The 26042-nt window shown below is 43.7% G+C and carries 21 protein-coding genes and 1 pseudogene; 11 read left to right on the plus strand and 11 right to left on the minus strand.

What is annotated here, in order from left to right; genetic code table 11:
- Nucleotides 1-29 precede the first annotated feature (29 nt).
- On the minus strand, nucleotides 30-872 hold the full coding sequence (fghA, locus tag AV939_RS16910) for an S-formylglutathione hydrolase (protein WP_057789386.1): 843 nt from the start codon (nucleotides 870-872) through the stop codon (nucleotides 30-32).
- Between the two features lie 124 nt (nucleotides 873-996).
- Here fghA and AV939_RS16915 point away from each other — a divergent pair, with 124 nt between their 5' ends.
- The 3 genes from AV939_RS16915 to AV939_RS16925 are packed head-to-tail and all read left to right on the plus strand — an operon-like array spanning nucleotide 997 to nucleotide 4090.
- Nucleotides 997-1911 carry an acyltransferase gene (locus tag AV939_RS16915; RefSeq protein WP_057789382.1) on the plus strand — a complete coding sequence of 305 codons (915 nt, stop codon included), beginning with the start codon at nucleotides 997-999 and terminating at the stop codon, nucleotides 1909-1911.
- Nucleotides 1908-2801, plus strand: coding sequence for an acyltransferase (locus AV939_RS16920; RefSeq protein WP_057789377.1), 894 nt, complete (start codon nucleotides 1908-1910; stop codon nucleotides 2799-2801). Before AV939_RS16915 ends, AV939_RS16920 begins: the two co-directional genes overlap by 4 nt.
- A 2-nt stretch (nucleotides 2802-2803) precedes the next feature.
- Nucleotides 2804-4090 (plus strand): mechanosensitive ion channel family protein, encoded by a 1287-nt coding sequence (locus tag AV939_RS16925; RefSeq protein WP_057789375.1) that lies wholly within the window; start codon nucleotides 2804-2806, stop codon nucleotides 4088-4090.
- Nucleotides 4091-4171: 81 nt separating this feature from the next.
- Here AV939_RS16925 and AV939_RS16930 read toward each other — a convergent pair whose 3' ends face one another.
- Nucleotides 4172-4363 carry a hypothetical protein gene (locus AV939_RS16930; protein ID WP_013782633.1) on the minus strand — a complete coding sequence of 64 codons (192 nt, stop codon included), beginning with the start codon at nucleotides 4361-4363 and terminating at the stop codon, nucleotides 4172-4174.
- A 345-nt stretch (nucleotides 4364-4708) separates the two neighbouring features.
- On the opposite strand from AV939_RS16930, the gene AV939_RS16935 reads away from it, so the two are divergent.
- Nucleotides 4709-5509, plus strand: a complete 801-nt coding sequence (locus tag AV939_RS16935; protein ID WP_061997899.1) for a DUF2884 family protein — start codon at nucleotides 4709-4711, stop codon at nucleotides 5507-5509.
- Nucleotides 5510-5758: 249 nt separating this feature from the next.
- Entirely contained in the window at nucleotides 5759-6619 is an 861-nt protein-coding gene (locus tag AV939_RS16940) for an NAD-dependent epimerase/dehydratase family protein (protein WP_057789371.1), read from the plus strand.
- Nucleotides 6620-6752: 133 nt separating this feature from the next.
- On the opposite strand, the gene AV939_RS16945 is transcribed toward AV939_RS16940, so the two are convergent.
- The 3 genes and pseudogenes from AV939_RS16945 to AV939_RS16955 all read right to left on the minus strand — a co-directional run.
- Nucleotides 6753-8174 (minus strand): sodium-dependent transporter, encoded by a 1422-nt coding sequence (locus tag AV939_RS16945; protein WP_057789369.1) that lies wholly within the window; start codon nucleotides 8172-8174, stop codon nucleotides 6753-6755.
- A gap of 207 nt (nucleotides 8175-8381) precedes the next feature.
- Nucleotides 8382-9191, minus strand: a complete 810-nt coding sequence (locus AV939_RS16950) for an SDR family NAD(P)-dependent oxidoreductase (RefSeq protein WP_057789367.1) — start codon at nucleotides 9189-9191, stop codon at nucleotides 8382-8384.
- A 94-nt stretch (nucleotides 9192-9285) separates the two neighbouring features.
- Nucleotides 9286-9678: pseudogene (locus tag AV939_RS16955) on the minus strand (thiol-disulfide oxidoreductase DCC family protein); the annotation flags it as partial.
- 183 nt (nucleotides 9679-9861) lie between these two features.
- On the opposite strand from AV939_RS16955, the gene msrA reads away from it, so the two are divergent.
- Nucleotides 9862-10407: a peptide-methionine (S)-S-oxide reductase MsrA gene (msrA, locus tag AV939_RS16960; protein WP_057789365.1), complete on the plus strand. Its 546-nt coding sequence runs from the start codon at nucleotides 9862-9864 to the stop codon at nucleotides 10405-10407.
- 188 nt (nucleotides 10408-10595) lie between these two features.
- Here the strand turns inward: msrA and AV939_RS16965 are convergent, their stop codons facing one another.
- The gene (locus AV939_RS16965; RefSeq protein ID WP_057795892.1) at nucleotides 10596-11741 is read right to left on the minus strand and encodes a hypothetical protein; all 1146 of its coding nucleotides are present in this window, start codon (nucleotides 11739-11741) and stop codon (nucleotides 10596-10598) included.
- Nucleotides 11742-11996: 255 nt separating this feature from the next.
- Between AV939_RS16965 and AV939_RS16970 the strand changes: the two genes are divergently transcribed.
- The 5 genes from AV939_RS16970 (at nucleotide 11997) to AV939_RS16990 (ending at nucleotide 17291) form a co-directional block, all read left to right on the plus strand.
- Complete coding sequence (locus AV939_RS16970; protein ID WP_231751135.1) at nucleotides 11997-13871, plus strand: alkaline phosphatase family protein; 1875 nt, start codon at nucleotides 11997-11999, stop codon at nucleotides 13869-13871.
- Nucleotides 13872-13891: 20 nt separating this feature from the next.
- Nucleotides 13892-14431, plus strand: coding sequence for a flavodoxin FldB (gene fldB, locus AV939_RS16975; RefSeq protein ID WP_057789361.1), 540 nt, complete (start codon nucleotides 13892-13894; stop codon nucleotides 14429-14431).
- Between the two features lie 2 nt (nucleotides 14432-14433).
- Nucleotides 14434-15219, plus strand: coding sequence for a CLCA_X family protein (locus AV939_RS16980; protein WP_057789359.1), 786 nt, complete (start codon nucleotides 14434-14436; stop codon nucleotides 15217-15219).
- 140 nt (nucleotides 15220-15359) lie between these two features.
- Nucleotides 15360-15767, plus strand: a complete 408-nt coding sequence (locus tag AV939_RS16985) for an ExbD/TolR family protein (RefSeq protein ID WP_057789357.1) — start codon at nucleotides 15360-15362, stop codon at nucleotides 15765-15767.
- 171 nt (nucleotides 15768-15938) lie between these two features.
- Entirely contained in the window at nucleotides 15939-17291 is a 1353-nt protein-coding gene (locus AV939_RS16990; RefSeq protein WP_057789355.1) for a choice-of-anchor A family protein, read from the plus strand.
- Here AV939_RS16990 and AV939_RS16995 read toward each other — a convergent pair.
- Genes AV939_RS16995 through AV939_RS17015 form a run of 5 tightly spaced genes read right to left on the minus strand, consistent with a single transcriptional unit; the run spans nucleotide 17274 to nucleotide 25872 of the window.
- Nucleotides 17274-19844, minus strand: a complete 2571-nt coding sequence (locus tag AV939_RS16995) for a cellulose synthase subunit BcsC-related outer membrane protein (RefSeq protein WP_057789353.1) — start codon at nucleotides 19842-19844, stop codon at nucleotides 17274-17276. The two genes, AV939_RS16990 and AV939_RS16995, sit on opposite strands and share 18 nt — an antisense overlap.
- Entirely contained in the window at nucleotides 19844-20881 is a 1038-nt protein-coding gene (locus AV939_RS17000) for a glycosyl hydrolase family 8 (protein WP_063457261.1), read from the minus strand. Before AV939_RS17000 ends, AV939_RS16995 begins: the two co-directional genes overlap by 1 nt.
- A gap of 14 nt (nucleotides 20882-20895) precedes the next feature.
- The gene (locus AV939_RS17005) at nucleotides 20896-23169 is read right to left on the minus strand and encodes a cellulose biosynthesis cyclic di-GMP-binding regulatory protein BcsB (RefSeq protein ID WP_057789349.1); all 2274 of its coding nucleotides are present in this window, start codon (nucleotides 23167-23169) and stop codon (nucleotides 20896-20898) included.
- Nucleotides 23170-23171: 2 nt separating this feature from the next.
- On the minus strand, nucleotides 23172-25388 hold the full coding sequence (gene bcsA / locus AV939_RS17010; RefSeq protein WP_057789346.1) for a UDP-forming cellulose synthase catalytic subunit: 2217 nt from the start codon (nucleotides 25386-25388) through the stop codon (nucleotides 23172-23174).
- The gene (locus AV939_RS17015) at nucleotides 25369-25872 is read right to left on the minus strand and encodes a hypothetical protein (RefSeq protein ID WP_057789344.1); all 504 of its coding nucleotides are present in this window, start codon (nucleotides 25870-25872) and stop codon (nucleotides 25369-25371) included. Before AV939_RS17015 ends, bcsA begins: the two co-directional genes overlap by 20 nt.
- Between the last annotated feature and the right edge of the window lie 170 nt (nucleotides 25873-26042).

A 26042-nucleotide genomic window follows, 5' to 3' on the forward strand; every position in this document is an offset into this window, starting at 1 on the left:
ACTAACGCACTTATACGGGATGCTGGCACTTAAATTAGGCCTAGATGTCCAGCGTGAAATTCTAAATGATCTTCAATAAACGACGCTATAAAGAAGTAACTATGATCGTAGCCTTCATGCATGTTTAGCGTTAATTGCGTATCTGATTGCTGAGCCGCTTGCACGAGAGCCAGTGGCTTTAATTGCTCAGACAGAAATTCATCACTATTGCCCTGCTCAACCAGCAATGGAATGGCGTGGTTCTTACTTGCAATAATCTTTGCTGCATCGTATTCACGCCATGCTGATTTATCATCACCTAAATACTGACCCAGCGCTTTTTGGCCCCATGGGCAATCAGAAGGGTTCGCCACTGGGCTGAACGCAGAAACAGATACATAGCGATTCGGATTACGTAAACCAGCAACAAGCGCACCATGGCCGCCCATTGAATGGCCGCTAATGGCACGCTCTTTTGTTACGGGGAAGTGTTGCTCTACAACGCTAGGCAGCTCTTCTGTGACATAGCTATACATCTGATAGTGCTCTTTCCACGGTGCTTGTGTTGCATCAACATAAAAACCAGCACCTAGCCCAAAATCATAAGCGCCGTTTTCGTCATCAGGAACACCTTCACCCCGAGGGCTAGTGTCTGGTGCAACAATGGCCATGCCGAGCTCTGCAGCTAATTTCATCGCCCCTGCTTTTTGCATGAAATTTTGGTCATTACAGGTAAGCCCTGATAACCAATATAAAACTGGTACAGGTTTCTCAGCGGAGGCAAACGGTGGTAGATAAATTGCAAATGTCATACTGCAATTGGTGCTCTTTGCATCGTGACGGTAGCGCAAATGCCTACCGCCAAACGCACGATTTTCACTAATAAGCTCCATAATGACTCCTGTACAATAATAAATTCGGAAAAATAACCACTTTGCTGTAGCAAACAGTAAAGGGTCTATCGGATTTTAAATCAAGTTCGTTTACACTAAGTGCCTAATTTTTGAGGTAAGTACGATGATAAGAAGCCTAATGCATCATCTGGTTGGCACCATTTCAGTAATTTTTTATTTTTTAAATACAGTTTTATGGGCAACGCCCATCATTATTTTATCTTTTTTCAAACTTATTCCGCTTGCGCCATGGAGACGATTTATATCGTACATTTTGGACGCTTGCGCAACCGCATGGATTACGATTAACAATCTTAATCAACGAGTGAGTAGTAGAACGAAATGGGATGTTACAGGCCTTGACCAACTTACCCGCAATGACTGGTACTTAGTTATTGCTAATCATCAATCTTGGGTCGATATCTTGGTTTTACAACGCGTATTCAACCGAAAAATCCCGTTTTTAAAATTTTTCCTTAAAAAAGAGCTTATCTATGTACCTATTTTAGGACTAGCTTGGTGGGCCCTCGACTTTCCGTTCATGCGTCGATACTCAAAATCTTTCTTGGCCAAGAACCCGCATTTAAAAGGGAAAGATATGGAAACTACCCGCAAAGCATGCGAGAAGTTTCAAACCAAGCCGGTAAGTATCATGAACTTTGTGGAAGGAACCCGGTTTACCCAAGAAAAACATGATAGACAAAACTCACCGTTCAGCCACCTGCTGAAGCCTAAAGCGGGCGGCGTGGCCTTTGTACTTTCTGCCATGGGCTCACAGTTACACAAGCTAATTGATGTAACGATTGATTACCCTGGTGGCGTTCCCTCATTTTGGGATTTCGTCAGCGGCAAGGTACGTGACATTCGTGTGAGTATTAAAGTTACTCCCATTAAGGATATTACCGAAAATGGCTATTTTAATGATAATTACTTTGACGACCCGAAAGTTAGAAGCCAATTTCAGCGTTGGTTAAATAGCCGCTGGCAAGATAAAAACGACCAATTAGAATCGATTAACGCAACTCAGAAGCCACTATGATCCGTACCTTGTTTTCCCCTGTAATTTTCGTGATCCACACCGCGCTTCAAATAACTAACCTTGCGCTGTGGGGAGGGCTGATCATCTTGTTCGGCGTGGTTAAACTGATACTCCCATCGGGTAAAATTACCGAGGCGTGGAATAGTGTTATGCACGCTTGCTTGTTTAGTTTCGGCCGCGTTAGTGTAGTGCTTATTCGCCTCTTTAATAATGTCAATATTGAGTGTGCGGTTCATGGCGAATTGTCGAAAGATAGATGGTATTTAATTATCGCCAATCATCTTAGTTACCTTGATATTGTGTTACTAATTGAATTCGCCACTCATCGCATACCTGCCCCTAAATTTTTTCTTAAAAAGGAATTAATTTGGCTTCCTTTTGTAGGGTTAGGGGCTTGGGCGTTAGATATGCCGTTTATGCACAGATACACCAAGGCCTATTTAGATAAGTACCCTGAGAAAAAGGGTAAAGATCTAGAGACAACACGAGCATCTTGTGAAAAGTTTCGTACGGTGCCCACCACTGTTATTAACTTTGTTGAAGGCACGCGATTTACCACTCAAAAACATCATCAGAAGCGAAGCCCTTATGAAACCTTACTTCCGCCTAAAGCGGGAGGCGTGTCTTTCACATTGGCTGCTATGGGTGAGTTGTTCACTAATGTGCTCGATATTTCATTGTTGTACCCAGAGAATAAACGCCACCCAATGATGGCTATGCTAAGTGGCACCATGACCAAAATCATAATCGATGTTAATGTGATGCCAGTGCCTGCACTTCAGCAACACTCCACATTGAGTGAATCTGAGTTTCGCACCACTTTTCAAGATTGGCTTAATGCCATGTGGAAAAATAAAGATAGCCGTATTAAACGTCTTTTGGAGTCGTAATTGTGGAAGTAAGTTCGACTGTACGCGATAACTTCATGCATTTAGTGAAGGATTTTTTTCCATCACTTACCATGCACGACCCGCTATATAATGCGCTAGCGTTGGGCACCATCTTAACGATAGCAATTGTTATTTATATCTTTGCAAGATTGATTGTTCGCCCTGAAATAGCAAGGTGGGTATCAAAAACCACCAACATTTGGGATAACGCATTGCAGGAACACGGCTTCTTCCGCCGTCTTATGCATTTATTCCCTGCCCTGTTTATATTCCTTGCTACACCAGTGCTTATTGAAGAAGCCTCTGTATTGTATGGCTTATTAATAAAAAGTGCTTTGTTGTACATGCTGTACAGTGGTCTGCTGGGTATTTATGCCATTTTGAGTACGGTGGAAGATGTTTACAACGCGTCAGCGTTATCTAAACGTGCGCCTATCACTGGTTTTATTCAAGTCACTAAGCTTGGCTTTGCCATTCTTACCATACTGTTCAGCATCTCGTTAATTGTTGATAAAAGCCCGCTTCTGCTGGTATCAGGGCTAACCGCCATTGCCGCTGTACTGCTATTAATTTTCCGCGATACCATATTAGGCTTTGTGGCAGGTATTCAAATTGCTGCTAACCGCATGTTTAATACCGGTGATTGGATCACCATGCAGAAATACGAAGTAGACGGTGAAATTAAAGAGATAGGTTTAACCAACGTAAAAGTACAGAACTGGGATAAAACCATTTCAACGCTGCCAACCTATAATTTGACTACCGAGGCAGTTAAAAACTGGCGTGGCATGCAAGAATCTGGTGGCCGCAGAATAAAGCGCTCTGTGTATATCGATGTTCATTCTATTAAATTGTGTGACAACGAAATGTTAGAACGCTTCTCTAAAATTCGTTATATCAGCGAGTATATCGAGAAGAAAACTAATGAACTGCGTGCTTACCACAGAGACTATTCTATTGATGAGTCTGATTTATTGAATAGTCGAAAGTTAACCAATATTGGCACCTTCAGAGCGTATTTAGAGTCTTATTTGCGTAAACACCCAAGTGTGAACCAAGAAATGACATTAATGGTGCGTCAACTGCCCCCTAATGAGATTGGACTGCCACTAGAGCTATATTGTTTTAGCATTGAAAAAGATTGGGTGAAATACGAAAAGGTTCAAGCGGATATATTTGACCATGTCATGGCCATGCTGTCTTTGTTTGACTTAGTTGCTTACCAACGTGACGGCCATTTGGGTTACTTATCCAATGCTATGGAAATAAGCCAGAGCGAACAAGACTAGCGCTTGCTAGTGTAGCAACGAAATTTAAACGCTAGACATAAAAAAACCGGCCTAAGCCGGTTTTTTTATGGAAATCATTACTTAAGCTAACGCATAACCCATTAGCAAGCAAACCACTAGCCCAGACACACCAAAGAAACCATACTCGATTTTTTCTTGCATGCCTTTAGCGCCAGTTTCAGCTGTCATGAAACCCATTACGATGCTGCTAAGCCCCAGAGTGAAGGCAATTAGCGCAACACCAAATACAATTGCGTTAATCCAATCAGTCATTCTCTAAACCCTTTAATTTTTCTGGCGTTATTATGCATGAAATCAATCTAGATGAACATGCCTCAAAAAGCATTAAATACGAGTAATGCGCTCTTTTTCTTACCTCTTTGATCTTAGTCAAAAATGCCAAATAGTTAAGCTAATTACTAATTTTTGGTAAATAGTGAATGCCACAGCTTACCTATAAAACTGTAAGGCATTGAAATATTGTAATTTATTAAAATGGCACTGAGGTTGCAATACTGAGATTAGAACTGGAGTTTTTATAACAGGTTATAAAAACCGCGTGAGTTCATCACGCTAGACAGTATTCCAGACAGCATCATGGTTTATAGGATTTCAAAAATGAAAATTAAACAATTTCTTCCACTCGCCTTAGTAACTACATCTTTACTTAGCGTGCCAGCGTTTGCGTTTGAGACTAGCTGCGACATCGAATTGGATGGCCACCTTAAATACCACCAAGGCCTCATTACAGTCGACATGCAAAATGGTTCTACCATGTCGATTGATGACACTTACCATTTAGTCATTAACGGTGACAGTGTTGCGCTGAACAACGAGCAACAACAATGGGTAAATACCTATTACGACCGTATCGATACTGCCATCCCCATGACCCTTAATATCGCAAGTGAAGGGTTAGAGATTGCGAGTGTTGCCGTTTCTGAAGTATTCGGTGAACTGCTTGGCGGCGATAATGAGCTTACTGAAGATTTCGATACCATGTTCACTTCGCTTAACGAAAAGTTAGCAACGTCTTTTTACGACGACAACGGCAATATCAAAGTGGATACAACTGAGTTTGACGAACCAGGCTTTTTCGACGAAAGCTGGGAAGACGAATTTGAAGCGCAATTCGAGTCGCTAGTTAGTGAATCAATTGGCCGCATTCTGATTGCTGTTGGTGCGCAAATGCTATGGAATGGTGGCGACATGGAAGCGTTCGAGGCAAAAATGGAACGCTTTGGTGAATCTATTGAACACCGTGTTGAAACTCAAGCCGCAGCACTTGAAGAAAAAGGCGATGCCCTGTGTGAAGTGTTACAAGAAGCTAATTATGCAGAAAACAAAATGCAAGCCAGCATTCCTGGGTTAGGTGGCTTAGACTTAATCGATATGCGCAGTGGCGAAATGAAAATGTAACTGTGTTTTTGTTTGTGTAGTGACTTCCCCTCCACTGCATTCAAACTACGTTTAATAACCTTACAACGCTAGCTTTCCAGCTAGCGTTTTTGTTTTTTAACTTATGTCATTGTAATAGCTTTTCACCCTTATCAATTATGGGCTCTCGTTTTGCACCCCGCACTTCCCCCCTGAATCAATCCGTTTTGCACCTTACCGCGTATTTTTGATACTTTACTTTCACGCCCCATTTTCATCTAAGAAGACGTTATGAATAATAAGCTAGTTATATGCGGTTACGGTTGGCTTGGCCGCTACCTAGGCGAGGCCATGTCAGCTACCCATTCCATTATTGCCACCACGCGAAGCGAAGAAAAGGCGCAGCAAATACACAATAAGCACCTTAAAGGCTTAGTATTTAGTTTGGGGAACGACACCACCGCGCTGTGTGATGAACTTGTTGGTGCAACACTGGTGCTAAACATTCCACCTGGCCGTCGAAATACTCAGTTAGATGATTTTACAAATAGCATGCTTGCCCTTATTGATAGCGCAGTGGCGGCCAATGTAGCCCGAATTATCTTTATAAGCACCACCTCGGTATACGGCGACACTAGGAACGATGAGCTGAATGAACACGTCAGCACTCAACCTGAAACCGCGTCGGCGAAAGCCCATGTCGCGATAGAACAGCACCTATTAGATTTGAAAACGAATGCCAAGGTGGACGTTAAGATAGTTCGCCTTGCGGGGTTAACAGGACCAGATCGTCACCCAGTAAATTCGTTAAGTGGCAGAAGCTTGAATGCGGGCAATAAGAGAATTAACTTAGTGCATATTCGTGATGTGGTTGCCGCTTTAAAGACTCTTATTTTAGCCGCCAGTAGCAAGGCTGATAGTAGCAACAGTGAAACTAGCAAGACTGACAGCACAGACTTATATCACTTATGTAGCTTACAGCACCCGAAAAGAGGCGAATACTACACCCAAGCCGCAAACAAAAAAGGGATACCTGCACCCACGTTTAGTGAGTCAGACTTACCGCCTACGGGCAAAGTGATTGATGCAAAAGCAAGTTGGGATTTACTAGGAATAGTGCCTGACTATGCTAACCCTGATGACATGATTTAGTGAGATAGAATGTTGTGACATGATGACGTTACACGCATAGGGTTATAAATAAGGCGCTCACATTTGAGCGCCTTGTTATTGATATACGTTTTACATCAACTAGCCTAGTGCAACTACCAATCGAGAACAACGACTAGCCAAACAGGCTAACGCCGAAGTATTTAACCGCCACGGTATTGATGAAAATAACCAATAAGATGGCTGGGATAAAGGTCTTAAGCGATACATCAACATACTTTTCAAACCATCCGCCGCGATAGCCTGAACTTCCCTCTTCAAGGGATGCATTGAAATTTGCACTCTTCCAACGATAGATAACGAAGATACAAATCAAGAAGCCGTTTAATGGCAAAATGGTCTCGTAAAATACGTCAATAATAACGTCGAAAAGCGACTTATCGACACCCGCGTAGCTGGCAAACTGCGTAAGTGCTTCCACTTTGCCAAAAGACAAAGTACACAGTATCGCTAGCACAAGCATTACGCTGCCAAGTGATGCTAACGCCCACTTTCTGCTTACGCCCCTCTCATCCATTAAAGCCGCTACTGGCACTTCAAAGATAGACACTAAAGACGTAATGGCGGCAAAGAACACTAATAAGAAGAATAGGCTTGCCACGATAGACGCCCCAACATAGCCAATAGAGCTTTGCAGCGCTAAAAATATGTTAGGTAAATAAGTGAAAATCATGCTCACCGATGACTCACTCAGTTCATCAGGATTAATATCAGGATTGAATGAGAATATCGCCGGTAGAATCATCAAGCCGGCCGTGAAGGCCACCGCGGTGTCTGTTATGGCTACTAACTTTGCCGACGTAGGTACATCCGCTCTTTTGTCGATATAACTGCCGTAGGTAATCAATATCCCCATACCTAGCGATAGCGAGAAAAAGGCTTGTGCAAGCGCACCATTCACCACAGCTGCTGTGAGTTTTGAGAAGTCTGGAATGATATAAAACTTCACACCTGCCATGGCATTTTCGCGAGTAAGTACAAATACTACAAGACCAATTAGCATGACAAAAAGGGCTGGCATTAGCAGCTTAGCTGCTTTTTCAATTCCCTCTTTAACACCGCCTTGTAGAATGAGGTAAACCACACCGACAACCACGGCCATATAAGCAAAAATAGACGATGAATTGATAAATAGCCCAAAGGTATCTGGGTTAGCTAAGGTGTCTAAATTACCGCTGACAGTTTCAAAAAGATAACCGAAAATCCACACCGTGATCACCATGTAGAACACGGCAATCATAAATGGCGTAGCAATGGCTAACCAGCCAGCGATTTTCCACTTTCCAGAATTACCACTGATTGCACTGTATGCGCCTAATGGATCCTTTTTGGCATGACGCCCCACTGACATTTCCGCTAACATCACAGGTAAGCAAATAGCGAATACAAAAATGGCGTACATTAATAAGAATGCACCACCGCCATTTTTTGCTGCGCCCACAGGAAAACCCACTAGGTTACCAATACCTACTGCCGATCCTGCCGCTGCTAGAATAAAACCTATGCGCGATCCGAACTGTTCTCTGGCCCCGCTCATATCCCTTCCTCTTGTTGAGTTTATTTTTATGTTTTCTGGGATGGCGATAACTTATGATTATTTCATCGTGCTAATGGCGTCGACTACGTCGTATTGCTCGCCTTTTTTAAGCGAGTCAAAACACTGCACCATTCCCTGAAATGCATGGTAACAGCAGTGCAATAAAAAGTCTTGATATTGGGCTTACAGAAAGCGGCAATTGGCGTATCACCAAGTTACCACTTTACCGTCCCAGTCAATGAAGTAGCAGCTTTCGTTGTCGTTTAGATGGCGAGATTCACTCAGTTTTGACAAATGAGTAAGCAGTTGATTAGCCGTAAATTCAGGCGTAAACAGCTTTTTTGCTTTCACGTTTTTCTGAAACGGCGCTGATAAACCAGTATCTACAGTACCCGGGTGATAACACATTAAAAGTGGCTCTTTTAAACGCCGTGTGTACTCTACCGCTGCTGTTTTTACCAACATATTAAGCGCGGCTTTTGAAGCTCGATATCCATACCAGCCCCCTAGTTTATTATCAGAAATACTGCCCACCCGAGCACTGATACAAACGATAGATGGGTTTTCTCTCACCATCACAGTCACCAAGTACTTCATCCACAGAGCGGGCATCGTACTATTGACTGCAAAGTAAGTTGCTAGCGCTTCTTCACTAATATCTTCAAGCCGTTTTTCTGGGCGAAACCCCTGCGATTCGTTATGAAGTACACCGGTAGCGACGATTGCTAACTTCACTCGTGTACCTTGGGCTTGAAGGTCTTTAACAAACGCCGCTATACTGGCTTCATTGTGTTCAGGCAAACTAATTGCCGTTACATTACTTGGCCACGTAGGGTCTTTATAACCACTGCGGCTAAGCGCTATAACCTTTTTAGGGTACTCACCTTCACGGACGTCAGCGCTTGCCAATAAATAAACCAATGCCTTCCCTATTCCCCCCGACGCCCCAATGACAAGAGACACGGTATTAGCGCTTCGCTCAGCAGTATTTTGCTCAGCTTTGGGATTATCAGTCATTGTTGCCACCTGTGCCTTTTGTGCTTTCGATACTCGCAGTATTTTTTGCCCCAGCTGTGATTTTATTATGCACAGCATTCGCATCACTGGGTGATTCCTGTTGAATGTCGCCAGGTACGCAGCGGTCACAGGTACGTTTTTTACCGGTCAGTAAATACGAAATGGTATAGCGGTGTTTGGCGAATTTGAGGTAACACCAATCGGCAACAATTCGAATAACAGGCCAGCGCAAAGGGGCGTATAGCCACCCCACACCCACGGCTTTCCAAGCTTGGTGGGTTACATCTAGCCCGGTAATAAGTGTGCCATCGGGTAATAACCCGTGAATTCTGGCATTCAGCGCATGCCAATCTAACTCAGGGTATTGAGCAGCAAACTCTGGTGTTTGAATATCTACAAGGGTTAATGCGCCGTGTTTATCCCGTTTTCGTAAATGGCGCATTTCTGTTTTACACAAGGGGCAGTAGCCATCGTAAAAAATTATCAATGTAGTCACCTCTGACATGGCGGTAGCTTTCTAAGTTTTTGTACTTTCTATGTTTTGGGTTGTATATGGGTTGGGCTTTTTATTTATTATGCTTTTATACGCTAAAAAAATGCACTTGGATGACTTGAGTTTAACCTCGCTCACACCCACACTGATGTCATAAGTTTTTTCTGAGGTATCACAATGGCAAATTTAAAAGTAGCCACCCTAGCAGGCGGGTGTTTTTGGTGTATAGAGTCAGCATTTAATACTGTTGAAGGTGTTGAAAAGGCAGTATCTGGGTATGCAGGCGGCGAAGATGCCTCACCAACCTATGAATCGGTTTGTGGTGGCGGTACTGGTCACGCTGAAGTGGTTCAGGTGACTTATGATGCAGATAACATCAGTTATCGAGAAATATTAGAGATATTCTTTGCATTGCACGATCCTACTCAGTTGAACCGACAAGGCAATGATGTGGGTACCCAATACCGCAGTGCTATTTTCTATCATGACGACGCGCAAAAAGACGCTGCTGAAACTATTATTGCAGAGATCACGTCAGAAGAGATTTGGCCTAATCCGGTTGTCACCGAAGTTGTGCCAATTGATAACTACCATCAGGCTGAAGACTACCACCAAGATTACTTTAAAAATAATCCGCAGAACCAATACTGTTCAATGGTGGTTGCGCCTAAACTAGCGAAGTTTAAAAAGACATTTGCTTCACGTTTACGCACGCAAGCATAAGCTGTCACAATAGAATTAGCTTGGCTTGCTCGCCTTGAACAGCCAAACAAAAATGCGGTTACAGATTAAAACCTGTAACCGCATTTTTTATTTCTATTGATAGCCCCTGCATTGAAGCCCAGCGCTATTGCAACTCAGTGTTTTTGGAGTTCATGGCTACTGAAGCTAAGTATTACTGACGCTTATCGCTACTGAAACCATGCGTCATTTAAAGGTACCGAGAACAACAAAGGTGCCATGGCTTCGTAACGTGGTGTCTCTGCTTCACATTTGATGTTCTTCAAGTAGTTTACTTTCCAAGGATCGTTAATTAGCCACAAGGTATCTTCTACTACTGCCAGTCCTTCAATTGAGGCGTTATCCATTACATATTCGCCACACTCATTGTCCGCACTTACATTAAACTGCATAGAGATACGTTTTGTTTCAACCTTACCAGCAACATCAATAACCCAGACCTCGTTATCATTTCGGGCCGCGGCCAGTAAGAAGTTATTACCGCCCTCTGCACTATAAAGTGCTAAGCCATTAATAGGGTGGCTACCCGCATCAAAAATAGGAACAGATAAATCAGGTTCATCTACCACAGCGAAGTCCGCACTTTGCCAAAAGTCATCTGTAATGTTTAACGAGAAAATACGGGGCTGCCCCGCTTTGTCTTTCTCAAGACCTAAGTATAAGGTGCCATCTTTTGACATGGCCATGCCCTCAATACCGTCGTTGGGAAAGTTACCCACTTCAAATTCGGTAGGAAACTGCAAAGGACGAACATGGGTCATGGTGACGCTATCATTTTCATCCCGCTCTAATCGAACCAACAAGGTGGGATAATCGGTTGAGCCCGTGTTTTGATATTTCTTTTCGCAGCGGGTAGAGAGAGTCCCCGTGCGGGTGGCATCTTCGGTTACGGTATAAATCACATTCGAGTTACTTGGGTCGCTTGCTAGCGCTTCTAAATCTGGTGCATTGGTTAAATAGTCACTAAAACAACTTCGGCGCACTCTTGTGGCAAGTTTAAACGCATTACTTGAGGCAGTCAGTGTTGCCGTATCTTTATCAAGAAAATGCAGTTTTCTTTGCTGCTCGAACGCGGCACTACCATCTGCAATGGTGACTAACTGTCCATTAATTTCGATTAGCCCTGAGGTTTGAGGGTCTTGCATTACATCGCTAGTATCAGTGGATATCCAACGCCCAACAGAGGTTAAGACCGAGCTAGTTGTGGCACTAGGTGCGTCTTCGCTAAATGCGGCATCTTTGCTCTCGCTACAGCCTGCCATAACACTACTTAACGCTACGACAACACACGCGGCAACCGGCCAATTTTTCAACATGATATTCACTTCCTTTAACATTAAGACGCCCATTTATCACACGCCTAGCATAAGCCGTAAGCGCTAACTTATTATCAACATACCGCCTGGAGTTTTAGCCGTTGGGCAAAGGCAAATTTATGGGCGCAAACCGTCACGAGTTAAGCCCATCAGGGTAAAAAATGTAAGCGAGTATATCTACCATACCGTTTAAAGCCAAAAAAGAGTAAGGTACATTTTTCTTCTTATTGCTTTTGGTAGGAGCATATTATTTCTATGCAGTATATTCCTGCGGTGATTGCAGGCCCAATTGTTAGGCGAGTCACACAAAGTGCGTGTCATATCTGGCTAGTAACCTCTGAGGCTACAGCCCCTACATTTACGCTTACCCAACATGAGTTGCAGCTCACCGCAGAGGTGACGAGCACTTGTGTGCAAGTAGGTGAGCATGCATTCATTCATTTATTGTCTGCCACTGTAGATGAAAGCTTTACTGCCAATATACCTATTTACTACCAACTCAACTTTGCAGCGACTGAGTACCAAGAAAAGTGGCAACAAGAGCAAGCAGACTTACTTTATGCCAATCAAACTTCTTTAAGCTTTTGCTGGACCAACAAGCCAGAAACCATACTGCATGGCTCATGTCGAAAGCCTCATTTTGATAGTGATGACGCCCTCGCCCAAGTCGATAATTTGCTCGATAGCGCCATTGCTTCAAACAGCCCTCGCCCTGATGTGCTTATGATGACAGGAGATCAGGTTTACACCGATGATGTCGCCGGCCCTACTCTGCAAGCCATTCACCAAACTATTGCCTTACTTGGGCTTTTCGAAGAGCCTCTTGATGGCGCGGTATTAGATAACTCAGCAGAGTTGCCTACTCACCCCCATGGTTTTTATGAACGAGAGCAGTTACTGCCTCAAACAGAAACAAACACCGCCCTTTCATCACTCTTCTTTGGTGCCAAAAGAAAACCCATATTCACTTCGGTAAATGCGCAAAATCACTTAATAAGCTGCGCAGAAGTGATGGCTATGTATTTCTTGGTGTGGTCCCCTGCCCTATGGCGAAACGTGACATTTCATGTCAATGATATAGCCGCGCAACACAAAGACACCTTTGAGAAAGAACAAAGTGCCATTGAAGGGTTTGTAAGTAAGTTGCCAAAAGTTCGAAGGGCATTGGCGCATATTCCCGTTTATATGATTTTTGACGATCATGATGTGACCGACGACTGGAATCTTACACGAGGTTGGGAACAAGAAGTTTATGGAAATCCTTTTTCTAAACGTATGATTGGTAACGCCCTTACCGGTTATCTACTTTGCCAAGGATGGGGCAATGCGCCGCAAAAGTGCGCGCCTTTAATAGCTAAAGCCGGTGAAACCTTTACCGAAAGTGGCATGGTGAAACAAGATGAACTCATCGACCAATTGCTAGACTTTGAACATTGGAATTACCGATTAGACACTACGCCACCTATTGAGGTGTTAGATACCCGAACCCGTCGCTGGCGCTCTGAATCAAGTATGAAAAAGCCGTCGGGCTTGATGGACTGGGAAGCCTTATGCGACTTTCAGCACAATATTATTGGAAAGGATGCCGTAATAGTGGTGTCGGCGGCCCCTATTTATGGGGTTAAATTTATTGAAGCTATTCAAAAGATTTTCACCTTTTTTGGCAAAGCACTTACTGTGGATGCCGAGAACTGGATGGCGCACAAAGGCACGGCGAATGTCATGTTGAACATTTTTCGACATTACAAAACGCCCCCTGAATTTATAATCTTGTCCGGTGATGTTCACTACTCGTTTGTATACGATGTACGATTGCGCTTTCGTCGCAATAGCCCTCACATTACCCAGTTTACTTGTAGCGGATTAAAGAACGCCTTTCCCGATGGCTTAATTCGCTGGTTAGATAGGCTCAACCGCGTTTTCTACGGGCCAAAATCTGTGCTTAACGTGTTTACACGCCGCAGAAATATGTCGGTCACCGCCAGAGAACCCTCATCAGGATACGGTGAGCTTTATAACGGCTGCGCCATCGGTATATTACAAATTTCACAAAATAGTACAGTTGTTGGCTGCAAAGCTTTGTTGAGCAACGGTAAAGAGGTAGAATTCCCGCCCTTAAAAGATGATTAGTTTGTACGAAAGAGGTTTTCATGAGTGATAATGCGCTGTCGATTGGCTTGTTCTACGGTTCAACAACCTGTTATACGGAAATGGCAGCGGAAAAAATTCAGGCACAATTGAACAGCTTATTCGACGAAGACATTGTAGATGTTCACAACATTAAAGATGTGAGTTTGGCTAGAACCGCCGACTACGACGTTATTATCTTTGGTATTTCTACCTGGGACTTTGGTGAACTGCAAGAAGACTGGGAATCTCACTGGGAAGAAGCCCACCAGCTTAATTTGGAAGGTAAAACCGTGGCTTTGTATGGCATGGGCGACCAACTTGGTTATGCTGATTGGTTTCAAGACGCCTTGGGCATGCTGCACGATGCTATCGCCCCATCCAACTGCACTATCATTGGTTATTGGCCCAATGAGGGCTATGAGTTCACAGCATCCAAAGCATTGACTGAAGACAAGTCACAGTTTTTAGGGCTCTCGCTGGATGACGAAAACCAGTACGACAAATCAGATGAACGTATTGCTGCATGGTGTGAACAACTGCTTATATCGTTAGCGGGTTAGCTGTGACCCAAGGGCGCATACATCAAGACTTCTATCGTAATGGTCCTAGCCATAGAGATGGTGCCGATGTCACTTTCCAAGATATTCGCAAACTGTTTAATTTTTCGAGTATCACCATTGGAAAATGGGTAACTGCTGATGAACAGCAAATAGCGGCGAATCTATTCTTCGACGCCTTGTATGATCTAGCCACCATTTTAAACGTTAACGAACAAGTGCTGTCTTTAAACGGCACATTGTCGTTAGCTTTTGGCAGTGGCGGTCAAAAAGGCGCGAGTGCCCATTATAATAGTGCACGAAGACAACTTGCATTAGCCAAGAATGCCGGTGCAGGGGCATTAGCCCATGAGTGGTTTCATGCGTTTGATCATTATATCGCGCCCAAAATGTTTGCCGATGTAGGAGCTGGCAGCTTTGCCTCGCAAGCTTGGTTAGATAATGCTCAGCTTAACCCCCACCCACTCAATGAAAAACTGAGTAAATGCTTCTCTTCGTTGTTTTTAGACAACAATAATCGGCCTAACGATTATTTTGTACGATCTGTAGAGGCGGATCGCGCATTAAAAATCTATTATTACGCAATGCCACAAGAAATGGCCGCCAGAGCCTTTGAGGCCTGCATTCAAGACCATTTGATCAAAAACGCATTCTTGGTTCAAGGCACAAAAAGATCAACAGAGGCTAGACTTGGCATTTATCCTCATGGTAATTTGCGTATAGCGCTCAATGAGTCGTTGATGTTGTATTTTTACCAATTAGGCGTCGCCATTTCCCACAAACAATCTTAAGTTTGTTGTTTTACGATGGAAACTGAGCAATTTTTCAGCAACAAGTGTTAACGAGCACGCTGTTTTGTACAAAACCCTGTTTATTTTTGTTACAGGCAGTATACTAATGCGCTCGAACGTAACAGAAAAAAGAAGACGAGATGAAAAGAAAAAAGCATACCTCGGCCGAAGACGAGGCTCAGATTGATATGACCCCCATGTTGGACATCGTGTTCATCATGTTGATTTTCTTCATCGTAACGACCTCGTTCGTGAAAGAAAAAGGGTTAGATACAAACCGCCCAGAAGACAATCAGTCTAAAAATGATCAGCCTTCAAAAGCCCTATCTATTCGTATAGCTGCCGATGGCACTATCATGATGGGTGGCCGTGAAGTTGATATCCGCCGTGTTGTAGCAAACACGCAAACTTATTTAGCGGAAAACAACACTGATTCAGCAGCTATCCAAGCTGATGAAGATACTGAACACGGTACAGTGGTAGAAGTAATGAACCAAGTTAAAGTAGCTGGTATCGCTAAAGTTTCGGTACTGGTTAAGAAAGGCTAGTTCTTTCGAAAGTTTAAAAAAGCCGCCTGAAGGGCGGCTTTTTCGTATCTATACCTATACGAAAGTATCTCTTGTGGTGATGCGCACATTTTGTTCTGATCGTACCATTCGGTGTGCCTGGAAATCCATGTTGAAAATTGATTCCAGTTGCTGATTTCACTGGAGCAAAATATGTCAACTATACGTAAACACACAATTTCAACGAAACTCGCCAGTTCCTTTGGCGCGCTAACCTTGGCGGTTAGTGCACAAGGTATTGGTCATGCCGCTCAAATTACCTTGAGCGAAGCATTCGACTACAATGCATTCATCTTCGAAGACTATACCGGTTACTACTCCGACGTAGAGGGTAGCCTTGCTGTTGGTGGTAGCCTAGTCGTGAACGATTTTGATGTAGGCCTACAACTTTCCCCAGATTTAACCACAAGCTCATTGTTTGTGGGTGGCGATATCGTCTATACAAACGGAAAAATTCGTAACGGCCAAACCACCGTTAGTGGCAATATTGTGGCTAACAATGTTGAGTTTGAAGGCGCCGTTAATGCAGCTGACAATGCCACTATTACCGAAAGTACGGTTTTAAGCGGCGATGTTAATGTGGGGGGTGTTTTTACCTCAGCTAATGCACAAATCAGTAACGGCGATATCAATGCAGGCAGTGTACAGCTAACTAATACTAGCGTAGAAAACGGTGATATCAGTGCAGTTAATAGTGTTGCTCTAGTAAGCTCTGAAGTTACCAATGGCAGCATTACTGCTGGTGGCGCGGTTGTCCTAGATATGAACTCTACAGCCAGTGACGGCGTCATTGCAGACACTGTCACATCTTCGGCGATAGATAATATCGACTTTGAAGCTATAGAGTCTGAAATCAAAGCACAGTCGTTAGAATTCGCTGATATGACAGCAAACGGCAGTACTACCTTTTATTGCCAAGGCGATACAAGCTGCGCAGATAGCAGTGACGTAGATGGTATCGTGTTTTCTGGTGACGACAGTATCAATATTTACGACATCGATGCCGATTGGTTATCTGTGGCGAACAAGAGTATTACTTACGACTTCTCAACCACTAGCTACAACATCATCAACGTAACGGGTGATGCGGTTGACTTATTTAATACCGGTTTTTTCAATACTGCGTTTGCTGGGCAGTATAAAGATAACGACCAAAATGCAGATTACCGCCACGACGGCACCTACACCAACAATATCCTATTTAACTTTGTGGATGCTACCAGCGTGACTATTCAGTCAATTGGGGTTAAGGGAAGTATATTAGCGCCTTATGCCGATATTGCTTTCTACAACGGCCATATTGATGGGAACCTTATTGCGAGTAGCGTGTTTACCCCAGAAGTTTACCTAACCAGTGATAATGGCGTTGAATATTTAGCGCCCACTGGGCAAGTCAATAATTATAGTTTCGGCGTAACGCAAGTATCTGCGCCGGGCTCAATACTTCTTATGCTTCCTGCATTCGCGGTAGTGTTTATTCGTAATAAGCTAAAGCGCAAAGCCTGATAACCGCGGTGACGAGCGCATTAGCTCGTCACTGGTTACGCCTTCGCCTTTTCCTGGTCGCCAACGTATTTGTATCCCCGCCTCAAAGGCCTGATACTCCACCGCAAAGGCTTTACCAACGTAACCTGCTACTATCCATTTGTCAGATATTCTATATTGGCCTTCAAACATCATATTACCGCTTAATCCCGTGCTACGACTATAAGGCAGGTTTAAGCTTGATAACGAATTGCTCGTATCATTAGCCGTTAATAGAGGAAACCTAGGATCGCTAGGCTCTGCTAATCTAGACAGTCCTAATGAGGTACTTAATTTAAATTGCCAGCGGTGCGCTTCCATCGTCAGCAGTTCGGAATAACCGCCAATACTTAACATATAATTTGGGCTGAAATACCCACCATGCCCGTAAGTAAAACCGCTTAGATTTTCATCGTAGCCTAAATAACTGAAAAAAGGCCCTACGCGCCAATAATCCAACGTAGTCGATATTTTTGGTGCAAGGTTAAAGTTTATATCCGTACGAAGAGATAAGTATTTATTATCGGCAACCCCATCGCCACTTAAACTTGCCCATGTTAATGTGCCCGCAACCGACCACTGTGGTTTGAAGCTGTGTGCAGCTAACACCGAAATGCCGTCTGCAATAACATAGCCCCACCGTTCGGTTTGTTCGCTATTAAAGGTACCGGCCTGACTTAATAGGCTATCGGTTTTAGGTAAATGAAATAGTGTTGTCGCCAACGTGACTTCAGGTAAAAACCACGTTGCAGAAAGTTGGCCTGTTAGCTCTGCGTCCACAGGCTGGTCAAGTAATTCATACTCTAGGTTAGCGTAAAAATTGAAAGCGGATTGTTGATACGTGACTTCTGCACGCAGTCCTTTATCTTCAAAACCAGCAATACCTGCAAAGTCATCTGAAGCTTGCCCATCAGCAAACCAACTATTCGTTGCAGGCTTACCGCTATACAACTGTTGATAATCGAGTGCTACCTGCCATTGCCAACTGTCTATCATACCGCCAACACCAATATAACTCGTGAACACATCAAAATTACCCAGTCCCTCATCACCACTTCGAGACCGCGTAGTTAAGCCTGCAACCACAGTATGAGCATCTTTAGTTTGCGATGTTATCGCTCTAGCATCTTCAAGATTATAAGATAAGATAAATTGTTTTCTTGGCCATGCACTCGCCGCGTCTTGTTGCTGCAGTATATGTGCAACCGAAGGGTATTTTTCAGCTAATGCAGCACGCCCCTCGGCACTTTCTAACCCTATAAGCGCATTGGCGATATCGATGTTACTCGCCTCACCTGCTGTTCGTTGTGATGCAAGAGCAGCAGAAAAAGCATCTCTGGCAATTTGAGCATTTTCATCGGTAAGGCTAATACTTGCTTGTGACGCACTCCAGCCCAACAGCGCCTGCTCATCAGGGCTTAAACGCCGAATATCTCGCAATGCTAATCCAGCATCTACACTGCGCTGGAATTGCCCGTTGTTGTAATATTCGGCCTGCTCGGAAGCTAAAAAATCAGCGCAGTGGTTGAGAAATTTTTGCGAGTTTGCTTTTTCACACGCATAAGCCCCCGCCTTTGCATTCTCCCCTTGCCCCCGCAGACTCAGCCACACGCCTTCATGATTATCTAACAGTACAAATAAATCATAAGCCGCGTGATAGCGCTCGGCGTCATAATGTTTCCAGGCTTCGCCCAGTAGCGTTTCACTCACCTGCTGGCCATTAGCACCCAACAACATCGACTTGAGTTGCGCTGCGCTTTCTCTGGTAATGCTGGCTTTGGTAATACTGTCTTTGGTAATGCTGTCTTTTATGTTTGCATTGCTAGCGCTGTTGCCCAGAGCAATTTGAATACGTGCATTCACAATGGCACGCATGCCATCAACTACGCCTTTTTTCTGCACTACAGTTTCATGTAAGGCTTCAGCACGCTCAAAATGATACTGAGCATCGCTTAGCAGGCTTTTGTCTAGGGCAGTCCACCCCAATAACATGTGATAATCGTAACGGGCTAAGTTGTCAGCTAACGTTGATAGCTGCGTAAACTCACCTACGCTAATGAGTACACGTTGCGCGGAGGTTTTTTGCGCAAATATTTGCAGTGGTGCGTCTTTCGCCACCCTGTTTTGCGGTGGCGTTTTTGATGACCCCGAATTCGAAGCAGCCTGATTTAAAGCTTTCTGATTTGAAACAGTCTGATTTGTAACAACATCAGAGGGCTTGGAAGGATTGTTCAATTGATACAATGCCGTTTCAATGTCGCTAGGTACTATCCATTGCGGAAACGCGCTTTTAAGCCGGCCTAATTCTTGGTTTGCTAGTTGTGTCTGTTTTTGATTAATGTGATACCACAACCCCGTTACATCAGGTTTGCCATATTGCGTTAATTGTCCTTGCTTATCTTGTTGCTCTTTATACGTAGTTGAGACTTGGGCACTGACTTGGGAGCCGCCTAACATCGTTCCCACCATACTGGCCGACAACATGGCTAAAAAAAGTTTTGATGGGCGCTTTTCGCAATAAAGTAGTGAAGGCATTAAGACTTGGCATCCATAACAGCAACCATAGAAAGCAAGGTCAAACTCGCTGAATAATAATCCATATTTCTGTCAATCAATGGAAGTGACAGTGGGCTATCGTCAATAATATGTTTTACCGCAGACTCAACCGCTTTCATCCCTGGTGTCATCGAATATTCAGCCATGTCGTTCGTGACTAAATTGACGGTAGCGGGTGTGTTTTCTATATCCCACCAGCGTTTAAAATCAGAATAAAATGCCGCATCATCAATATCTGCCCATGCTAGGTGAAGCGGTATACGGCAGGCATTAAAGCCATATTCCTGAGACACCGTATTGGTTAAAGACAACTCTCCGTCGTTCACTCTTAACCAGTCAGGCGGCAGTTTGTGTTCAGAAAAGCGCGCCTTGTAAATAAACGCAGTACCACTACTGTGTAATGCTTTCCAGCGAAGCGCCTTAGACGAAATCTCAGCAATCGCATCAATGGCAGGAAACACCCAATAAGACAAATTGACTTGTATGCCCTCATCACTATTCTCATCACTCTTAAAACCGAATTCTCCTGGCAACAGCACTAGGTACTCTTCGGTTTCAATAAACAGCTTTTCTTCTATTGCCGTTATGATGGCTTGAGCATCACGCCGATAGCTTTTGTCTCCCCACTTATTAGCTGCACGCAATAGTGCCCAAGCAATAAGTATGTCGCCATCTGAGGCGTTGTTAGGGTCGTCTATACATTGCTTATTTTTACTTTCACAAGGGCGGTAGCGCCAATGAAATAGCTTATCGTCTCGCTGAAGTACAGTGTGAGTCCACGTCCAGATACCATCAAACGCAGTCCTATCGTTTGCAGCAACGGCGAACAACAGACCATAACCTTGCCCCTCACTATGCGACACATCGCCATTACCCGTATCGATGACACGACCATTGTCGATAAACAAGGCTTTATAAGCTTGAAATGCTTCTTGTATTTCACGCTCTTTAGGATTGCTACACGATACCAAAATACTTAGCAGCCCAAACAGGCCGACGAGTCGAATGAACCGCATGCCCCTGCTACCCTCTACCATGAATCTTGTGCTCTTTTATTGCGGCGTCGTAGCAACAAGTAAATAAATAAGCTAACGAAAAATACTAGTACCATGAAGGTGACCAACCAATACCAAGGATTATTAGACAACCACAAGCGAAGGGTAAGTAAAACATCATCTGGCTCACCCACTTCATATTTATCGTTAACCTGCATAACCAGCAATGGTGATTCGTTGTCGTTCCAAACGAAGAAGTCGCCAGCCATTTGTCCCCACAAAGACAAGCTAATTAGGTCATCCACTCTGGCGGCCAATTTTTCAGGTGTTTGTGCAACCAATAAAAACAGGGTGTCGGAATTTGTGCCACTGGGGTGACGCTGTGCCACAAACACCGCATTATCACCCAAATCACTTTCCTGTACTGTAGTGCCTTCGGTAAGCATTTGGCGATATGATTTATCGTTGCTGAAATCCCTCACACGGTTGTACAACATATTTTGTGCACGGTAGGGCCAACGCTTGGTATTTCCAATGGAAGTAACAAAACTATCTTGCTCAAGGCTGTTTAGTGTTTCTGGGCTTCCTAATACAATTAACGACCCCTCACCTTCACTTGCATCTTTAGTAATTGAAAGGTTCAACAAGGGAATTTTTGCAACTTGAGCAAGCTTACCAGCAAGGGTTAGCGCACTGTTTAAATAGTCGTTAGACGGTATGAATATTTGGCTTTTAGGTGCTGAATTAAAGCGTGCTAACGGATACCCCGTATCACCAAACAAACCTAAATCGGGCTGCACAGCAACATGACCTGCTTGGGGAAGTTGTATGCTAGAGCTGTTGTTAAACTGGAACAACAGATGAGAGCCTTGCACTTCGTTACATGCGAGTCCAGAAACAGGAGGCCGCATAGTAACAATAAAGCTGACGTTGTTGGTTCCACCTTTAAAAAAACGTGCTGGGATCTTCAGTTGATAATCTCTAAAAGATTCACCATTCACGTCGCCAAGATACAAGCCATGAACGAGTTCGCCATTCACATTAACGTTCATTGAAGAACCAGGGCCAACGCCAGCCCCATAACCAAAATCGAGAAGAAACTCTACGCTGGCATTTTCAGGTACAAAGAAATCAGCGGGTAGCTTCATTGTGACATTTTTCTCAAAGCGCCCCTCATCAACAAATTGATCGCTTGATACCCCTAAATCGCTGAAGGTGTAACTTTCACCTGGTTGTAATGCAGCAGTTTGCTGTAACCTAGTTGCGTCCATTTGCGTCTGAGAACGCACGATAGTGCGAGCTCCAGGGTTTAATACATCGTCCATTACTGACAAGGCTTTTGCTGCGTCTAAAACCTCATCATTATTATTTCCGCTGACAATAAGTCGATATGCTGCTGGCACCCAGGTTTTATCAACAGCGACAAACGCTTCGGTGCGTTGCACTTTTAGGAAAGGGCCGTTAATTTCATTTACCACCGCGTCAGATAGCACTGGCGACAATGCTTGTTTATTCCCTACCAGAACATGAATCTCTCGCGTCTTGGCTTCATCTAAATACCACGCTGTTTTTTCATATGCATCTATTCTATTTTCACTCCAAAATCCCTCTTCTTCTTGAGTCACTTTAGGTAAAACATATCCTTGGGGAATGTGCGTATGCATGACACCAAGAGGTTGATATTGGTTTCTGAGTGCCAGCCCTTGCGCTATTAGGGGCAACGCTTTTTCGACAGTTTCGCTATCGGCATCTTCAGCACTGAGTAACTGAACACTACGCTGCCCGCCAATGCCTGCACTGAAGAATCCGGATAAATCTTTAATGCCAAAATCATCCACATCTATATCGGCGTCTACTGTGAGCGAAGAAGTGTAAAGGTTCACCTCGCTCCATAGTTCCGGCGCATTACCATTGACGCATTGCATCGCGTAGTGCTGGCTGACCGCCAACGTTAAATTGTTAAAGCCTTCGCGCCAAAGCTGAGAAGGAATATCAATTGTAGAGATAATATTGGGTTGATTTGGGACATAGGCTATCTGCCCGATGGTGGCATTGTTAAATCGCACATACATTTGTGAACGTTTCTCTATTAGCGCTTGTGAACTCACAATTTCTAATTTGAGCGAGGCTTTCGATATGTCACTAATAGCACTTAGCGGTATTGCAATATCCACGCTACTAGACTTCCCTTCTAAGCGCGCAATACTGTCACCAGCATAAAAATCACTAAGTCGAAATGTTTGTGTTTCAGCCATAATGCTTGCAGAGAAAAACAAGCTAAACATCAGTAAGAAGTAAGGTTTTATCATTATTATTCCTTCAATACCCCAGTACGCAATTTTAATCGTAGAAGAAGTTTCTTTAGTAAAAAAAACAGATGAGCAAATATAGGACCTAGCCCTACATTTAAAACATGTCGCATACCAAACCAGTATGATATTGGACGAGTTCGGCGTCGTTGAAATGATTGCCAACGCCTACTGTCACATAAACAATAGGCCACAACGTTATTTCGTTCCACGTCGCTTTGTGGATTAAACGTTGCACGTAAGGTCTTCTTATTACTATCGAATTCAACCACTTTAAGATGTAAATCCACATTAGCTTTTAATGCCTCTGCCCAGGACGTTAATACCACATTAGAAGGAATCATCGGTAAATCCCCTCTAATCTGTATTTTTACCCCACTAGAAGACATGTCGTTTAACTCCCCTACCCAGGCTTGTCCTTCGTGCGTACTAATCACAACGTTATCAGTGGCGGGTAGTCGCGATTGGCTTCGAAGTTGTTTACGCTCAAGCAATACGCTCATAGCGCTGAACAACAGCAATAAATTAAAACCATTCCACAGTAATACAACGAGTGTAAGCTCTCGGGTAAGCGGCTCATTAATGAATTTATAAATGCCGATAATCATGGCAAACGAAAGTAATGCGGTTACCCAGTAAAACACGCTAGAAAGTGGCGAAACAAAGTTTTTATCTAAACTCTCCCCTTTGGGAGTAACCACAAATGAGGGCGCGCGAGGCTTTAAAAATACTTTGATGAGCGCCATCAGTGTAAACGCACATTGCAGTATTTCGTACAACTCAGAGACCAGCGGCCAGCGGGTTCGCCCAAACAGCATAGTGGAAATCATGTAGGTTGCGATAACGTGTGGCATGGTAAACGCCAAAATTTCCATCATTGAGGCATGGTAAACCTGTAGCCCAAACACCAGATAACCCAGCGGCATTAGCAGAAAGATAACCCGTGCGAAGGGAAACAGCCAAAACATAATAGAGCTCATGTAACCAACCCGTTGATACCAAGACAAGCCTTTCGCGTTGTAGGGTTTTTTCAGCAATAAAATTTGGGTCATACCCTGTGCCCAGCGCATACGTTGCTGGATAAAGGCATCAAAGGTTTCCGGCGCTAATCCGCTTACCATTGGTCGGTCAACATACACTGATTCATAGCCCATTTTATGTAAATCTAGCGCTGTTTCTGCGTCTTCAGTGATAGATTCTCCCGAAATGCCCCCTACCAATTCTAAATGTGCTCGGCGCATTAGCGCAGCCGACCCACAAAAAAACGAACTAGACCAGTAATCTAAGCCTTTTTGGATAGTGCCGTAAAACATGTCATTTTCAGAGGGCATGCGGGTAAACGCCGAGAAATAGTTTCGTTCGACGGGGTCTGGGTTAGCCATAAAGTGAGGGGTTTGTACCAAGAACACTTTTTCTTTTTTAACCATCCAAGGCACGGTTCGGCTTAAAAAGTCGCTAGTGGGGACGTGGTCCGCATCTAAGATAACAATGAGCTCACCAAAGGTATTATTAATGGCGCTGTTTACGTTGCCCGCTTTCGCGTAAAGGTTCTGCGCACGAGTATGGTAGGTTACCCCCAACCTTTCACAAAGCGCCTTTAATTCTGCACGTCGCTCCACTGCTACTTGCGCTTTTTGTGGGTCTGCTTGGTTAATTTTTTGGTCAGTACCGCCGTCATCTAACAGGTGAATACTGACCTTGTCAGCTGGATAATCCATCACTTTGGCTGCCCGAATAGTTATTTCTAGAATGTCTTGTGATTCGTTGTACGTGGGGATCATGACATCTACAGTGGGCAACTGTGTTCTATCTATATCGTCAAGAGAAAGCTGAGGTCGACTAAGTGGGAATACATTTACAATACACCCCAGTATCGAGGTAATTCCAGCATAAATTTCAGCTAGAAATAGAAGCCATATCGCAATAAATGAAAACACGTCAGTGGCTGAAAGCGTGTACAAGCCCCGCCAGAATAAATAGCGCAAAGTAATAGCGACGCCGAGTACCAGCGCGAGTGTTCTAAAGAAATATTGAAATCGTTGTGCGAAATTTGCTTCACGGCTACATATTGAAATGATAACCAGAATAACAGAAGAAGAGATTAGTTGGCCTGCTGCGTCCATAGGGGCAAGAAGCAGTAATCCTAGGAGCGTTGAGACAATAAATAGGGCAATTAGAAGATAACGAGTGTGATGCTTATTAGTTAACGAATTGCCCAAGGTTACTATCCAAAATATTAACGTGAGTCACGTTAGCATAGCTCGCTCTATTAATTAACGTAACCTTACCGTCTGCAATTTCGAGTTCGTGGTTACTCTGGTAAAACATTCGAGAAATGCTATCGCGAGTTTTCTGGCTACTACGGCCCAATAAAAACCAAGCAGGATACGTTGCCACGCCCAGTGCCATTACCACCACCATACTGAAAAATACGAAAGGAGTAAGAATAGGGGCCATGTACAAAGAGAAAAATAATGCTCCCATACAAGCTAAGGTAACAACTCCTGTTACTTTACGCAGTCGTTTAATTTTTAACAACTTTTTTTCTGCATTAACATATAAGTTAAGACGTTTTTTCCAAAGTTGTTCGGTCTCTTCTTTAGATTGACCACCAATCAGCTTCGCACAGGGCTCGGCTGCTTCATCAATATGACTATCGGCAAGCGATGTCACTCGATGAGCGTGCAAGTTCACTACATTCATAAAATACACCACTTCTCAGACTACGGAAGAGTTTACAAATACTCTTGCAAGGTAAAAATCTGAGGCCTGATACCCTCAGATGATTCTTTATACCCATTGAAGTGGTGTGATTAAATTCAACTTTGGCTTATTAGCATAAAGTAGAAAGCATAAAGCAATGTTTTAAAAGG

Source organism: Alteromonas sp. Mac1, from assembly GCF_001562125.1.
Classification (GTDB): Bacteria; Pseudomonadota; Gammaproteobacteria; order Enterobacterales; family Alteromonadaceae; genus Alteromonas; species Alteromonas stellipolaris.